Annotated in this window: 10 protein-coding genes and 1 pseudogene; 2 read left to right on the forward strand and 9 right to left on the reverse strand. The window is 26.2% G+C overall.

Going from position 1 to position 16225, the window contains the following annotated elements; translation table 11 throughout:
* Positions 1-76: 76 nt before the first annotated feature.
* From B2G44_RS00815 to pduL, 9 genes and pseudogenes are all read right to left on the reverse strand, one after another.
* The gene (locus B2G44_RS00815) at positions 77-448 is read right to left on the reverse strand and encodes a hypothetical protein (RefSeq protein WP_078122968.1); all 372 of its coding nucleotides are present in this window, start codon (positions 446-448) and stop codon (positions 77-79) included.
* A 194-nt stretch (positions 449-642) separates the two neighbouring features.
* Positions 643-2355: pseudogene (locus B2G44_RS02475) on the reverse strand (reverse transcriptase domain-containing protein).
* 573 nt (positions 2356-2928) lie between these two features.
* Positions 2929-3075, reverse strand: coding sequence for a hypothetical protein (locus B2G44_RS02300; RefSeq protein WP_180372457.1), 147 nt, complete (start codon positions 3073-3075; stop codon positions 2929-2931).
* Positions 3076-3089: 14 nt separating this feature from the next.
* Positions 3090-4478 carry a TldD/PmbA family protein gene (locus B2G44_RS00825; protein WP_257616351.1) on the reverse strand — a complete coding sequence of 463 codons (1389 nt, stop codon included), beginning with the start codon at positions 4476-4478 and terminating at the stop codon, positions 3090-3092.
* A gap of 1484 nt (positions 4479-5962) precedes the next feature.
* Positions 5963-7993 carry a heavy metal translocating P-type ATPase gene (locus tag B2G44_RS00830; protein ID WP_078122969.1) on the reverse strand — a complete coding sequence of 677 codons (2031 nt, stop codon included), beginning with the start codon at positions 7991-7993 and terminating at the stop codon, positions 5963-5965.
* A 163-nt stretch (positions 7994-8156) separates the two neighbouring features.
* Positions 8157-8540, reverse strand: a complete 384-nt coding sequence (locus B2G44_RS00835; protein WP_078122970.1) for a SpoVG family protein — start codon at positions 8538-8540, stop codon at positions 8157-8159.
* Positions 8541-8726: 186 nt separating this feature from the next.
* Positions 8727-9554, reverse strand: a complete 828-nt coding sequence (gene rsmA, locus B2G44_RS00840) for a 16S rRNA (adenine(1518)-N(6)/adenine(1519)-N(6))-dimethyltransferase RsmA (protein ID WP_078122971.1) — start codon at positions 9552-9554, stop codon at positions 8727-8729.
* Positions 9547-10872 (reverse strand): HD domain-containing protein, encoded by a 1326-nt coding sequence (locus tag B2G44_RS00845; RefSeq protein ID WP_078122972.1) that lies wholly within the window; start codon positions 10870-10872, stop codon positions 9547-9549. Before B2G44_RS00845 ends, rsmA begins: the two co-directional genes overlap by 8 nt.
* Positions 10873-11139: 267 nt before the next feature.
* Positions 11140-11724 (reverse strand): phosphate propanoyltransferase, encoded by a 585-nt coding sequence (gene pduL, locus B2G44_RS00850; protein WP_078122973.1) that lies wholly within the window; start codon positions 11722-11724, stop codon positions 11140-11142.
* A 324-nt stretch (positions 11725-12048) separates the two neighbouring features.
* On the opposite strand from pduL, the gene ychF reads away from it, so the two are divergent.
* Both ychF and ileS read left to right on the forward strand, forming a co-directional pair.
* Complete coding sequence (gene ychF / locus B2G44_RS00855; protein ID WP_078122974.1) at positions 12049-13155, forward strand: redox-regulated ATPase YchF; 1107 nt, start codon at positions 12049-12051, stop codon at positions 13153-13155.
* Positions 13156-13239: 84 nt separating this feature from the next.
* On the forward strand, positions 13240-16020 hold the full coding sequence (gene ileS, locus B2G44_RS00860; RefSeq protein WP_078122975.1) for an isoleucine--tRNA ligase: 2781 nt from the start codon (positions 13240-13242) through the stop codon (positions 16018-16020).
* Positions 16021-16225 lie beyond the last annotated feature (205 nt).

A 16225-nucleotide genomic window follows, 5' to 3' on the forward strand; every position in this document is an offset into this window, starting at 1 on the left:
CATTCTTTCGTTTGCCAAACCAACCATATCCTTTCAGAGTTTATCGGCTCTGGCTATTGGTTAGATAGCGCGAAATTTAGGCCTCTTTGGCGCCCCCAAAAATACAATTAGCTTCTAATAAAGCATAACTATTGCATTGTTGTAATTTTAATCCTAAAGAATTAACTATTTTTTGACACCAAAAAATTTCACTATACAACAAATTACATTTTTTAGTAAAATAATGACTAACTAATAATTGTTGATAAAATTTTTGCAATAATTTAATTTTATGATCGCAAGGTATTGAATCAAAATTAAAATTATCCTCTATAATAGTATTATATTGCGGAGATCCCGAAAACAAAAAATCTTGTTCATTAAAATTTAAAATCCTTATTTTTTCTTTTAAACGCTTTAAAATTTTATCTATTACAACATCATCATTTAAATCATCTATTTTTTCCAAATAAATAGAATTTTTTTTATTTTTAAATAAACCATAAATAAGAATACGGATAGATTAATCGCGTTTTATCCAGCGATTTGTATTTGCTGTTTTATTTACAATCAGCCCCCGTCCAAACGGTGCGAGCAAGTTTCCAAGCACACCGCTTTCCCTAATTTACTCTCTTTCGAGAACTAATTTCCCCTCACGGTTGATTAGCTATTTATTCTTATCGTTCTTATTTTTCTGATATCATGTATTTGTTGATTGGTTATCTTGCGATGACAATCTTTACACAATACCTTGGTACTTTTATTCATGATCCTTGGGTGATTCGCGTTGCGAATAGTCCCAATGTGATGAATTTGAAGTTGGGTTGTTTTTTCGCAGTTCTCACAACGTTCCGCCTTTAAACGGTCAGTTAGATTCGTACGACCATGGAATATATATTTATTAATGATAACATCCGGATTCTCCTTATAGTTACGCATTTTTTTAATTTTATTCCAAGAGTTAACTTCCCATGGTTCGTATTGGATTTTCCCTTTACTGAGGTAAGAAATAGCCCAAGTTGAACCTATATTTAGTTTCTTTCGAACTCTGGCAATTGACGTTTTTTGTTTTCTTGCCAATGTTTTCAAACAGCTATATTCAGCTAGATAATTTAAATGGGTTAAAACACCTAGATTGTTAGCTAAACAGAAGTATCGGGTAATTCCTTTAGTAGGTCCGGATTATTTCTAATTCGTCTCTATCCGCTAATGTTTCGTCGTGTTTCACCTTTCCCTTTTTTAACCAATTATATTCGTATCCATATTCTTCGGCTTTCGCTTTGGGAATTTGGATTTGGACCTTGCCATTTAGAGAATTCTTTGTGACTTTCTCTTTTCGACTTTTATTGGTGGGGTTTACCTTTATCATATAGGATAAAAATCTTATCCCTTTGTTAGCTTTCACAATTTTTGATTTGTCCTTACTGATCGTAAGTTTCAAATCTTGTTCTAGCCATTGCGTGACTTGATTCTTAACCCTTTCAGCTTTGTCATACTCGCCTTTGACACCAATGATAAAATCATCAGCGTAGCGGATATATTCAACTCTTGGATTTGGGTTTAGATTGATAGAACTATCAATCCCCAGTTGATGGTGCTGGTTTTTAAACCATGCTTTCCGATATTCCGGATTTTTCTTCCTAATCGGCTTCCCTTCTCTAATCAGTTCCTCCATTTTCAGGTCAATGTAATGTAAGTATACATTCGCCAACAAAGGGGAAATAATTCCCCCTTGGGGAGAACCTGATAAAGATTCGTACTTAATACCGTCCTTAATGAAACCGGCTTTCAACCATTTGTTAATAGTTGAGAGGGGTTTTATTCTTTCTGATGAACTGATTTAAGGTTCTCATAAGAATTCCATGATTGATGGTATCAAAATAGCCTTTTAAGTCGATTTTGATAATGTAGTCAATTCCTTGAAATCTTTGTCTGACGCGTTTGATGGCGTCATGACAAGATTTTTTGGTTCTGAATCCCAAGCTCCATTCCGAGAAAATTCCCTCAAAATAAGGAGTTAAGAGTTGTTCCAGGCATTTTTGTATCAACCTGTCCTTGATGGTAGGTAAGCCCAGGGGTCTGGTTTTTTTATTATCATTGGGAATAAAAACTCTTTTAACTGGTTTCGGGTTATAACCATTGTTAACGTATTCCTGATGGTATCTTTCTAATCTTTCAAGATCAATCCCATCAATGGTTTTATCATCAATTCCTGGAGTACCCGCTCCTTTGTTAGCGGCGATTCTTCAACGTGTTATAAAAGTTATTCATTCCCTGCTGTAATTCTCTTTTTAGAGAGTAACCATTTGATGAACAATATTGAATTCTATTCAATGTTCGCAAAAGTTTAGTTTCTGGTGAAACCGTTGTTGACATAATTTATCAACTCCCTTCTCGATGTCATTGAATAAATAATAAATTACTTTCTTCTTTCGCCCTATAAGAGTAATTAACTCTCTTCTTGGTAAGACGATTAACTAAATTATTCCAAAGACTATTAAGAAGATGCTTTATCCTTGACCGTCCGGGCTTTTATTTCCGGATTTGTAAATCTAATTACTTAGTTTTAGGATTCTCCAAGTTACACTAAATTTCTACCTTAATTCTTTAGGGGAAGTATCCTCTTTGAAGAGGCTGATTCCAGGTTTCTTTATCTGATAAACTACTCAATACTAGGTATTTATATTAGTAGTCTCTGGACTGTCCGTTTAAGCAACTTCCGAACAGGTTTTTAAATTACATCAATTTTCCTTCTTAGGCCATTTCAGGCTTCTCCATGGAATTATTTGGTGGCGAGGTCTTCTTGACTAATTTGCTTTCGTCGCAACCCGCTTTTATGGTCTGCTATAATCTGACATTTTTTCATCTGTCTGACCGACCATACCCTTTCAGAGTTTATCGACCCTGGTTATTGGTTAAATAACACGAAATTTAGGCATCTTTGGCGCCCTAACTAGTTAAATGATTAGCTTTAAATTGTTCTATATGTCCATCTTCTAAACTAATATTAAAATTTTTTTTTTCATATATTACAATCTCTAATCCATCTAAACCTTGTAATTTACTTTTTTGAAACCATTTCTGGTAATTAATCATATCTTCACCTTCAATCAACTGCCACTAACAAACATTTCTTTTATACGAATAGTTGGTTGCCCTAAATCTACAGGAACATCTCCTGAAATAGATCCACAATAACCTTGCGCTAATTTAACATCTTTACCAACACGATCAATTTTCAATAAAATATCTTGTCCTTTGCCAATCAACATCATACCTTTAATAGGAGTCGTAAGTTGACCATTTTGAATTAAATAACCAATATTAACCATAAAATTAAATTCTCCCGTATTGGGATCAACAGTTCCACCTCCCAAATATTTAGCATAAAAACCATAATCTGTGTCTCTAATAATTTGTTCAGGATCGTGCGGTCCTGCAGCAATATAAGTAGAGTTCATACGCGAAGTAGGCGGATACTTATAAGATTCTCGTCGACCAGAACCTGTGGGTGGTATATTTAATTTATAACCGTTACGAATATCTACTAAATAAGATTTCAAAATACCATTACTAATTAAAAGATTTTTTTGTGTCAAATTGCCTTCATCATCAATTTTGGTTGACCCCCAAGCTCCAGGTATACAACCATGATCCACAGCGGTCACCAGAGAAGAAGCTATTTTTTTGCCAATTTTATTAGAAAAAGGTGATAATCCTCTAGCGACTGATGTTGCTTCTAAAGAATGTCCACATGCTTCATGAAAAATAACTCCACCTGAACCATTATTAATCACAACAGTCATCATTTGAGCCTTAATTTCTTGTGCTGATAACATCTCAACAGATTGTTTTGCTACTTGTTGAGATATTTCTTGTAAATTTAAAGAATTTAAAAAAAATCCAGTAGACCCTTTTCCAAAACTTCTACTAAATTCTTGTATATTAGAATCACTTTGAGCCACAGAAGTTAAACTTAAATTAACATAATAACGATTATCACAACGAGAAATACCTCGACTATTTACTATCCAAACTTTTTGGAATTTATCTTCTAAATTCACTAAACTTTTAATTATTCGAGAGTCTGTCTGACGAATTACACGAGAACAATATAGCATTTTATCAATTTTTTGTTGCCAAGTAATATCATCACAAATTTTTTGTGAGATATTTGGTTCAAAATCAAAATTTTTAGAAAAAATTTTAGTTTTATTTTTTAATAAATTTTTATATTTTAAAATTAAATCCACAATATGTTGATAAATTATTTCATTAGTATATAAATAAATTTCTTGATTATTAATTAATAATCGAATACCTAAACCATAAATATGGTGTTCTATAGAACTTACTACATTTTGATCAATAACTTTCCATAAGTTAGATAAAGTATCTTCGAAAAAAAATTCAACAAAATCAATTCCTTCTCCCAAAGATAAATTAAAAATCTTTCGAATTTCTTCGATATTTAACATACAATAATTTTCTTCTTTCATATACCCAAATTTTATAATAGGAATAATTTATATCCATAATTTGTTCCTGTTTCAATAAATAAATTTATCATTAAATTGTTTTTTATTAAAAAGAAATTCGAATCTAAATCAGAAAACCAAAGTTCCCATCATTCAACTTTTATCATAATGTAACTTATTTAAAAGACTCATGTTTTGACATAAGTTATTGAGTTTTTTTAATTATCATCATTCTGTATTTCTAAAATTATTTAATATTTTGCATAAATTTATTTATTTTTTTAACGATAAAGTTTTCACATAACAGGGATATTTCATATGGGGTTTTTTTAGCACAGAGCAAATTAACACGTCACGTATTAGCTTTGTAAAAGGTTTTTTTAATTAAAGATAAACTTTAAACTTTATATACCCTTAATATAAATGTTAATTTTTTTGACCCGAAGAAAAATGATGATTAATAATAAAATATGGATTTACCTTTGATATTTATTATCTTTTTTATCTTTCTACAACGGAGAACAATCAAAATTTTAGATTTTGTTTTTTAAATTTCCGGTTGATATTCCCAAATCCCCCGGATTTAATAATATTTAGAATAACTTAGAAAATCCTAAAAGAAAAATTCTTTGAATATGAAAGTTAATATACTGTTACCATGAGAGATCTTCAAAGAATATTTCCATAATTATGGTTAGTAGAACAAAAGGAGGGAAACAATACCTGACCAAAACCTAGTCTATCAGAAACCATCAAAAATCATCAAGACATACGAAAACATTATCCGAAGAATTATTCCATATTTCTATATAACCAGGAATATAAAGATAACTTACCAACCCGAAAAAAGAAAGTTGAGTAATGGGAGAGTTTATCCTGGAAAAGAATTCAAGGAATGAGAAATTATCAAAAGAAATTAACCAAGATAATTATCAATCCCAATCTCTTCCAAGGAAAAACTAAATTAACTGAAAGGCTAATAGCATCAAAATAAGAAGTTTGCCATTAAGAAAATAAATTCCTAGAATTTCATCATGCCGAAACCGTTAGAGATTATCGTTGAAGAAACATTATGAAGAATAAAAGGTCCAAAATAAAAATTTAAACAGTGGTGACACGAAGTTAAACCTTAAGAAGGGATAAATTATTAAAAACAATATACCGGAAAAATTGCTTGCACCATTCAAAAAGGGGCTGTTTGTAATAAGCAAATCCTATCAAAGACAAGAAAATAATCTATCCGTATCTTCTATAGATAGTTTTTTTAATTATGAATTTCTGATAAAATTTTTAAAATTATCCTTAAAACAATTTTATGACAGTATCCTTCTAACTAACTATCGGATGTAAAACCACTTCGAAGAACTACTTTCATTTCCTATTCTTTTATTTAAAAAAACTTTAAGTGTTAATAAATCTTAATGATGTTAGCAAGATAACTGAATATTTAGTAACTATAATAATTAATGATTAAAAATTTACAAAAATTATTAATTTAAAAAAATTTAATTTTTTAACATTCTTAAACCATTTAACAAAACTAAAATAGTACTAATTTCATGTAAAAAAACTGCAAATGGTAAAAATAAACTGGTAAAAAAATTACTAATAGTTAAAATAATAATAACGCTGATAGCAAAAATCATATTTTGAAAGACTATATTATTCAATCTAACAGCTACTTTATGAACCTGAATAATTTTAATTAAATTATTCTTCATCAAAACAATATCCGCAATATCCGCAATTACATCGACACCTTCTTGTAAAGCAATCCCTACATCAGCATTCGCTAAAGCCAGAGCATCATTAACACCATCCCCTACCATAGCTACGCCTTTGTACCTTTTTTTTAATTCATTTATTTTTAACAACTTATCTTCTGGTAAACATTCTGCAAAAACATAATCTATATTTAAACAAACTGCTACATTTTGAGCTGTTTTATAATTATCTCCGGTCAAAACAATTGTTTTAATATTATTATTTTGGAAATATTTTATTATTTCAAAACATTCAGGACGCAAAATATCAAAAATTGCCATAACTATTACAACATCATTGTCGCAACTAAAATAAAGAACAGTATAACCATCATTTAAAAACAATTTTATTTTATCATCTAATGATGATGATAAAGAAATTATATTATTCGAGGAATAGCTATTTAAATCACTATATTTAGCTATTTTATAATGTTTACCTTGATAAAAAGATTCAACACCTATTCCAATTAAATTATTTACTTCTATATCAGAATAACTGTTATTTAATTGATCTTCAATAACAAAAACACTTTTTAAATATTTTGTAATTGATCTAGCTAAAGGATGATTAGATTTTTGTTCCATATGATAAAAAATAGCCAAAAATTTATTTTTTTCATCTTCACATAAAGAACTATCAAATAAAAATTCTTTAATTACAGGCTTACCAATTGTTAAAGTTCCAGTTTTATCAAAAACAATAGCTTTAATATTGGCTAAAAAACTCAAAGCATTACCATTTTTTAATAAAATTCTTTGTTTAGCTAAAAAAGAAATAGCAGATAAAGTAGCTGGAATATCAGCAACAACCAAAGCGCAAGGAGAAGCGACAGTTAAAAAAACTATAATTTTTTCAAAAATTTTATTAAACAAATAATATTCAAAACCTTTAATAAGATTAATTGTTTGAAAAAAAACTAAAATAAAAAAAGATATTAACAACACAGTTTTTACATAAACCGGTTCTAAACGTTTAATTAAGGTGGCATTTTTAGAAACATTATTTTTTAACTCATGAGATAATTTAATAATTCGAGAAAATAAATTTTGATCGGTATTAGCAGTAATTTTAATAATTAAAGTATTACTAAGATTAATATTACTACCATAAACTTTATCGCCTTTTTTTTTATCAACAGGTATACTTTCTCCAGTAATATTAGATTCGTCCACACAAGAATTACCAGAAACTACTACTCCATCAGAAGGAATTTGATCACCACTTAAAACAATAACTTCATCTCCGATATTTAATTTATCTACTTCTACCAAAGTAAAATTACCATTAACATCTATTAAACGAGCTTGTGTAGGCGCCATTTTTAAAAGATTTCGAATTTCTTTATAACTTTTAGTTTCTATGTATTCTTCTAAAAAATTGGAAGTTGCAAAGATAATAATTAATAAAATAGCTTCATTAAAATTATTTAAAAAAACAGCTCCCAAAGCGCCTAATAACATTAAAATATGTATATTTGGTGTAAATTTACGATTTTTTTTGGTGTCATAATAAGTTTCTAATAAACCTTCAAGAATAACATGATAACCTGTACAACCCAAAATTAACAAAGTAATAATGCGTTTAAATAACAAACATTCGTGATCATTCAAATTAAACAGTTTAAATACTACTACAGGAACAAAACAGAATAAATATAAAAACAAACCCCAAACAAAAAGACAAAAGTACTTAGAATTATTTTTGTAATCCGAATTAAAATGTTGTCGATCATTTTTCTCAGAATTATAAATAATAGAATGTTGTTTCAAAATATAAATACCATTAATCCTTATAAAATGCGAAGAAAAATATATAAACTTAAAACTAATTTATATATTTTTCAAATTTTTAAACCAAAAAATAATTAAAAGAAATACTTTTGAGTATATTTTTAACTAGAAAAATAAATTTTCAAACAGAAAAAATCCAAAATTAATCACAATTATAACTTTCTTCATTACTAGAATCATTATTTTTATTATTGTTTTTTTCATTATCTTGTGAATTTGATGATTTTAAATCAACTTGTTCTGAACTGGTTATATTATTATTCTGCTCAGAAATTTTTGCATAAAATTCTTCTAAAACTCTTTCATTTAACATATTTCGAGTATGAGTATTAGTAGGATGAGCTACATCTTTAAAGATCCCCGTATTCAACTTGGAACTAGGCATAGCAACAAAATGACCTCTATTACCGAGAATGATTCTAACACCATGAATCACAAAACAATCATCTATAAAAATACTCGAAACAGCTTTTAATCTTGGATGCTCTTTATCATTAAGTTTTATTCTAACACCAGTAATTTTCATTACATACCATCCTATTATTTTTTAAAAATTTATCAAAATTATTTTTTTAATAAACTACTGTAAAAAATTATAATCCTTTTTTTGAATTTACACAATCTTTTATGGGATTATTTTATCATAATTTATATACAATATTACAATGAAATAAATTATTACACTATCAAAATATCATAAATTTCTTGATTATTACCGCTGAAAATAACTCCAAAATAATTTAGCTATTTTTTGCAATTCTAAAATATTTATTTCTTCTGCTCTAATATTTAGAGGTATCCGGTATTTAACAAAAAAACTAATAATTTCAGATTTAGAAATATTTAAATAGTCTTGAAAATTATTAATTAATTGTTTTCTTTTCTGTTTAAAAGCAATTTTTAAAAATTTAAAAAAAACATTATATAAAAAATTTTCTTCTCTTAATGAAAATTGTTTTTTAGTAAATTTCAAAACCATTCCATCTACTTTAGGTCGAGGATAAAAATTAGTTTTTTTAACTATTTTAATAACATCAATAATAGCCAAAGATTGGCAAATAACACTTAAAGAATTATAATTTTTAACAAATGGATCTGATAATATTCTACATGCCAATTCTTTTTGTAACATTATAGTAAAACTTTTGATCTGAGATATAGTAAAAATTTTGAATAAAACAGCCGAAACAATATGATAAGGCAAATTACCTACTAAAACCACTTCTTCTTGTGCGCTACCAAAATATTGTTTAAAATCTTTTTCTATATCGCGTTTTAAAAAATTATCATAAATAATATGAATATTACAATATTTAGGAAAAAATAAAAATTTTTTTAAAGTAAAATCAATTTCATAAGCTAAAATATTTTTAGCTTTCAAAACCAATAATTTTGTTAAAGCACCTTTGCCAGGACCAATTTCTACTATATTTTTATTAGATATACCAGCAGATTCTACAATTAAATTTAATATTTTAGAATTATTCAAAAAATTTTGACCATATTTTTTTTTAAAAACATGTTGTTCATTTTTAATCATTGAAATCACGATAATAAAAAAAATTGCGAATATCTTTATAAGAATTTTGAAACATTATATTATTAATAAGAACAGATTTAAGACTCAAAGGTTTTATAATATTATCAGTAATATCACCAAAACCGATCAAAATTTGTTCCCCAATATTATCAACATTCTCGCGATAAGTATCTCTTAAAATATAATCATCGTAATAATAAGTATAATAAACCGAATTATCTCTATATTTTTGTTGAATTTTTTTAATAAATTCATAATTTTTAGAAACATTCGGAATGCATTTCCAAAAAACAATGCGACGATGCAAAAAATCTTGACAAAGATGAGATAAAATTAAATCTTGACTATCTTGAAAAGCAACAATCAAGCTATTAATATAAAAATCATCAATTTTAGAATATAAATCTAAAGATTCTTTATTAGAAAAAAAATTTTTTAACAAAGTGATATCCAATTCAAATGAATAATTATTTTTGATTAAAAATTTAATTCTCTTAAAAATTTGTTCTAAAATAATAGCAAATAATACAATTTTAGAATGGCAATAAACTTGTCTATACATATAATAGCGACTCATCAAATAATTTTCAATACTAGAAAGACCACTATTACGGAAAATAATTACTAATTCGTCCGTAGGAAAATCAGAAGTTTGTGGAACTTGATAGGCATTAGTAATTTCCATAATACCAATTAAACGATCCGAATCGATATAACCATAACTAACACCAGCAAAAAAAGAATCTCTTTTCAAATAATCTAAACGATCAAAATCTAATTGACTTGTTAATAATTGCTTTAATAAAGTAAATCTTTTACTCTTTTTATCATTCTTAATAACTTCAGCAACGTCATATTTAAAATTTATATCTATTTGATCTAATACAGAAATAATTTCTTTATTATTAATAATCATTTCAATAGTTTTATCTTCGTGATTAATACCAAAAACGCGTTCAAAAATATGAGAATACGAACTATGACCAATGTCATGTAATAAAGAAGCTGCTAATAAAATTAATTTATTTCTTAAAGAAAAATTTTTTTCTATTAATTGAAATTTATGAAATTCTAAAAAACGTCTAGATAATTCATAAACACCTAAACTATGAGTGAAACGAGAATGTTCAGCACCAGGAAATACCATATGGACACATCCTAATTGTTTAATACGCCTTAATCTCTGAAAAAGACGAGTATTAATTAACTCTTCTAAAAACAAATATTCTAAATAAATATACCCATAAACAGGATCTTTGATAACTTCAATCTTTGCAAATTTTCTTGGTTCTTTTGACCCAAATGATTCTAAAATCACAAATAAAACTCTTTCTTCTATATAAATAATCTTTTTAATTTCTTTTCGTAAATAACTTTTGAGATCTTAAATAACATTTTTTTATTTATTTAAAAATTTAAAAAATCAAAAGTTATTTTTACAAATAATTTTATAAATTAGACAATTTGTAGTTTTGTAAATTATAAAAGTCTAAAAGTTTAAATTTAAAATTTATATTAAAAAAACTAACAAACCTTCTATTTTATTTTTAATTAGTAGAAATTTATACAGATTTTAAAATTAAATTTATATTGTCATTAATTCTACTAAATCGCCATTTTTTAAATGAAATGCTGAAGCATCATCCGTATCTATATGCAATTCTAAACTAAAATCCACATTAACGCGACATAAAACGTTGTGCAAAATACCAGCTTTAATACCATCTACTCGAACACTCACAATTTGTTTATCAGTTAAATATAAATCTTTAGCTTCTTTATCAGACAAATGTATATGCCTATCGGCAATAATAACTCCTTCTTTAATAAATAATTTTCCGCATGGACCAATTAAAGTAGCGCTAGCAGAACCTTTAATATCTCCCGAACTCCTAACAGGAGCATCAAATTTATTTCTAATATTATCACTATTACTAATTTCTATTTGTGTAAATTTTCTTACAGGACCCAAGATACGAACATTTTTAAGAATATGATTATTAGAACTAATAACATCTATTTTTTCATTAGCAGCAAATTGACCTTTTTGTGTTAAATCTTTAAACCAAGTTAATTTATAATTTTTACCAAATAAAATTTCTAAAGCTTCTAATGACAAATGAGCATGTCTACCGGAAACTCCCACAGGGATCATTTGTTTTTTTAACATAATTATATTCCTTCTATTTTTATAAATTTATCAAATTTATCCCCAAATAAAAAATTCAATGGGGATTTTTTTATTAAAAACTAATGTTTATATGTTCATTCATAAATAACATAAATAACATTTTTTTTAAATTTATTACAATAATAATAAAATTTTCCCTTTAAAATCAATTAACTAACATACATTATAATACTTTTTAGAAATGGTAGCAATATCAAAAAATAGTAGTTTTCGAGAATCATTTAAACAAGTAAAATGTTATAATTAAATAATAAAAATTTAAAAATATTTTGATAATAAATTTCTTAGTAAGGTGAAAAATATATGAAAGTTGGAATTATAGGATTACCTAATGTAGGTAAATCAAGTTTATTTAATGCATTAACAGGATTAAATATTTTAGAAGCGAATTACCCTTTCGCAACTATCCAGCCTAACATAGCTATGATAGAAGTTCCCGATGAACGTTTAAAATATATTGCAAATTTTTTTAAATCTCAACAAATCGTTAAAACTCAAATACAATTTGTCGACATCGCTGGTTTAGTCCCTGGAGCTTCCAAAGGAGAAGGATTAGGAAATCAATTTTTAAATCATATTCGTAATGTTGATATTCTTTGCCATGTTGTAAAATGTTTTGATGATCAAAAAATTATTCATATTCATGAAAAAATTAATCCTGTATTAGAAAGTCAAATGATCGAAACAGAACTAATTTTAGCTGATTTAGAACAAATTGAACAACGTTTAAATAAAATCTGTCATTCCTCAAAAAAAACACAACAAGAAACAAAATTAGAAATTCAACTTTTACAAAAAATTAAAAAAAATTTAAGCCAAAATATCGCTGCTAGCGAATTGCACTTAACAAAAGAAGAAATCCAAATAATAAAAAATTTCAATCTATTAACTCTTAAACCTATGATTTATATAGGTAATTTACCAGAAAATAAAAATAATAATTGGGATAAAAATATTTTTTTTCAACAAATGAATCAGTATAGTTCCAATAATAATAAAAAATTCATTCCTATTTGCATTCTTGAAGCCAAAAAAAATTATTCTTCCGTATCAATTAATAAAAATACACTAGATATTAACCAAACACAAACATCACTTTCCTCTAAATATGCCCTAGAAAAAATAATTAAAAATAGTTATCAACTTTTAAATTTACAAACATATTTTACTGCCGGATCTAAAGAAACAAGAAGCTGGTCTTTCGTTAAAGGTTCTACGGCTCCTCAATGTGCTAAATCAATACATACAGATTTTCAACGCGGTTTTATCAGAGCAGAAGTTGTAAATTATAACGAAATTGTTAAATATAATAATATTAGCGAAATAAAAGAAAAAGGTAAATTACGTTCAGAAGGTAAAAATTATATAGTTCAAGATGGTGATATCATAAACTTTAAATTTCGTGTCTAACAAATCATAAAAAAACTATCTAATTTATTGTATTTATTCAAATCTTTAATCCATTATCGCTACAAAAGGAAATATAATATAAAAATGAATCAAAAAGATAAACATTATACTAATACATTATCTATGCCCAAAACTGATTTTCCTATGAGAGGAAATTTACCACAAAAAGAAATTGAAATAGAAAAATATTGGTATCAAATCGATTTGTATCAAAAAAATTTAAAAAAAAATCAAAACAATCCCGCATTTATCCTGCATGATGGTCCTCCTTATGCTAACGGAGATATACATATTGGTCATGCTTTAAATAAAATTTTAAAAGATTTTATATTAAGATTTAAAACTATGCAAGGATATAATACACCTTATATACCAGGATGGGATACACATGGATTGCCAATTGAAATTGCAGTTTTAAAAAAAAATTCTCAAAACAGAAATTTAACAACCAACATTTTTAACAAAGAATGCCAAAAATTTGCCTTACATTTTGTCGAAAAACAAAAAGAAAATTTTAAAAGATTAGGTATTTTAGGAGATTGGAATAATTCTTATTTGACTTGCGACAACAAATATATAGCAAATCAAACTAGAATTTTTGCAAAAATGTTAGAAAAAAAATTAATTTTTAAAAAATTAAAGCCTGTTTATTGGTCTACTTATTTGAATTCCTCTTTAGCTGAATCAGAAATAGAATATCACAAACATCAAACTTGGTCTATTTTTACAACCTTTAAAATAATAAATGATGAATATAAAGATTTTGAACCAAATGTTCAAATTATAATTTGGACCACTAACCCTTGGACTTTATCTTCTAATGAAGCCATTTGTGTTAACCCCAAAGCTCAATATTATTTAATTAATGTCAACAAAAATCAAAAATATATTATAGGAGCCAAAGTTTTACAAAAATTACAAATTAAATTCAATTGGCAAAAAATTGAAATTATTAAAGTTTTAACAGGCCAACAATTAGAAAATTTACAATACGAAAACACTTTATTTAATAAAACAAAAAAAATTATTTTAGGTGATTTTGTTTCCGATCAAGAAGGCACAGGTTTAGTTAGTATCTCGCCAGGACATGGACAAGAAGATTTTGTAATAGGGCAAAAATATAATTTAGAAACAAGTCTGAGTATTGATAAAAAAGGCAATATGACAGAATTATCTCCTCAATATCAAGGAATTTTTTTTCAAAAAGCCAATGATTTGATTATAGAAGATTTACAAAAACTAGGACTTTTAATTAAAGCAGAATTAATAGAACATTTATATCCTCATGATAATAGAATTAATAAACCTATTGTTTTCTTAGCTTTATCACAATGGTTTATAGATATTCAGAGTATCAAAAAAGAATTATTAAAAGAAATTAAAAACATTAAATGGTTTCCTAATTGGGGAGAACAAAAAATGTATAATATGATAATAAACCGAGAAGATTGGAATATAAGTAGACAAAGAAAATGGGGAGTACCTATTCCTATATTGTATGATGAAAATAAAAAACCCATTCTAGATATCCAAATAATTAACCATTTTGCTGATTTATTTGAAAAATACGGAAAAGTCATTTGGCATGAATGGGAAATTTCAAAATTATTACCAGAACAATATATTAAAAAAAATAATAAATATCATTTATTTACTAAAGATATCGATATCATAGATGTTTGGTTTGATTCTGGAACTTCATATAATGTTATACAAAATATTTCTTCAAATTTTTTTCCAGCAGATTTGTATCTAGAAGGTTCAGATCAATACAGAGGATGGTTTAATTCATCTTTAATTACTTCGGTAGCTGTATTTAATAAAGCGGCATATCGAAAAATTATTACTCACGGTTTCGTTCTTGATGGCCAAGGGCAAAAAATGAGCAAATCAAAAAAAAATATTATAGAACCGCAAACCATCATAAAACAAAGCGGAGCTGATATATTAAGATTATGGGTAGCTAGCACTAATTATAAAAATGATGTTAAAATAGATTATTCTATTTTAAAACAAATAGAAGAAAAATATCGAAAAATACGAAATACTTTGCGATTTATGTTAGGCAATTTATACGATTTTAATATACAAACGGACTATATATCTTTTTCGAAAAGAACTTCTTTACATAAATTAATAATTCTCGAATTTAAACAAATAATTAAACAAATTATCGAAGCATACGAAAGTTATAATTTTGAAAAAATTATAAGTTTAATATATCTTTTTATAACTAATAAAATAAGTTCTTTTTATTTAGATTTTGCCAAAGATATTTTGTATATTGAAATCCCCAATTGCAAAGAACGAAGAACTATTCAATCGAATATATATGATTTATTATTAGATTTATTAATTTTTTTGACACCAATTATACCTCATACAACTTCAGAAGCTTATAATTATCTAAATGTTAACGAAAGCTCCAAAAAAGAAGATGTTTACTTAGAAAATATGCCTAAAATAACAGAAATCGATAACTTTATAAATGTATTTAAACAACAAGATACTAATTCAGAAGAACAAAAAGCTTATAAAAAGTTTTTAGAGTTAAGAGATATAGTACTAAAAAAATTAGAAGATGCTAGAAAAAATCAAATTATTAATAAATCTTTAGAAGCCAAAATAATTTTAGAACTAACAACAGAGTATTTAAACGCAATCACAAAATTAAAAATAAATCATTGTTTACATCAATTATTAATTGTATCGGAAATTCAAATTATAGAATCATGCCAAATGAAAATTAAAATTATTAAATCTACAGGAAAAACTTGTCCTCGCTGTTGGAATGTAATAAATTATAATACCTGTAGCGAATTATGTAATCGCTGTAATTCAGTAATAAATAATTTAAAAAATTAACCAATAATTACGTAAAAAACAAAAGAATTAAATAAAGGAGTAAAAATAAATTTTACTCCTATCTTTTTTAAAATTATTTTTTAATTATTATCAATTAATTGACCTTATAACAGGCACAAAAACAGGAATCCCCAAACTTTTTTTAAAATTATTATAATTTATTGATTTAGCAATAATCTCGTTATATTTATAATTTAATTCATCT

This window comes from Candidatus Phytoplasma citri (assembly GCF_002009625.1).
In the GTDB taxonomy this organism is placed as follows: domain Bacteria; phylum Bacillota_I; class Bacilli_A; order Acholeplasmatales; family Acholeplasmataceae; genus Phytoplasma; species Phytoplasma citri.

Bases quoted from the DNA above. Each gene is read 5' to 3' on its own strand.
- B2G44_RS02300 (WP_180372457.1), bottom strand. From the start codon at position 3,075: ATGATTAATTACCAGAAATGGTTTCAAAAAAGTAAATTACAAGGTTTA.
- B2G44_RS00825 (WP_257616351.1), bottom strand. From the start codon at position 4,478: ATGAAAGAAGAAAATTATTGTATGTTAAATATCGAAGAAATTCGAAAG.
- B2G44_RS00835 (WP_078122970.1), bottom strand. From the start codon at position 8,540: ATGAAAATTACTGGTGTTAGAATAAAACTTAATGATAAAGAGCATCCA.
- rsmA (WP_078122971.1), bottom strand. From the start codon at position 9,554: ATGATTAAAAATGAACAACATGTTTTTAAAAAAAAATATGGTCAAAAT.
- pduL (WP_078122973.1), bottom strand. From the start codon at position 11,724: ATGTTAAAAAAACAAATGATCCCTGTGGGAGTTTCCGGTAGACATGCT.
- ychF (WP_078122974.1), top strand. From the start codon at position 12,049: ATGAAAGTTGGAATTATAGGATTACCTAATGTAGGTAAATCAAGTTTA.
- ileS (WP_078122975.1), top strand. From the start codon at position 13,240: ATGAATCAAAAAGATAAACATTATACTAATACATTATCTATGCCCAAA.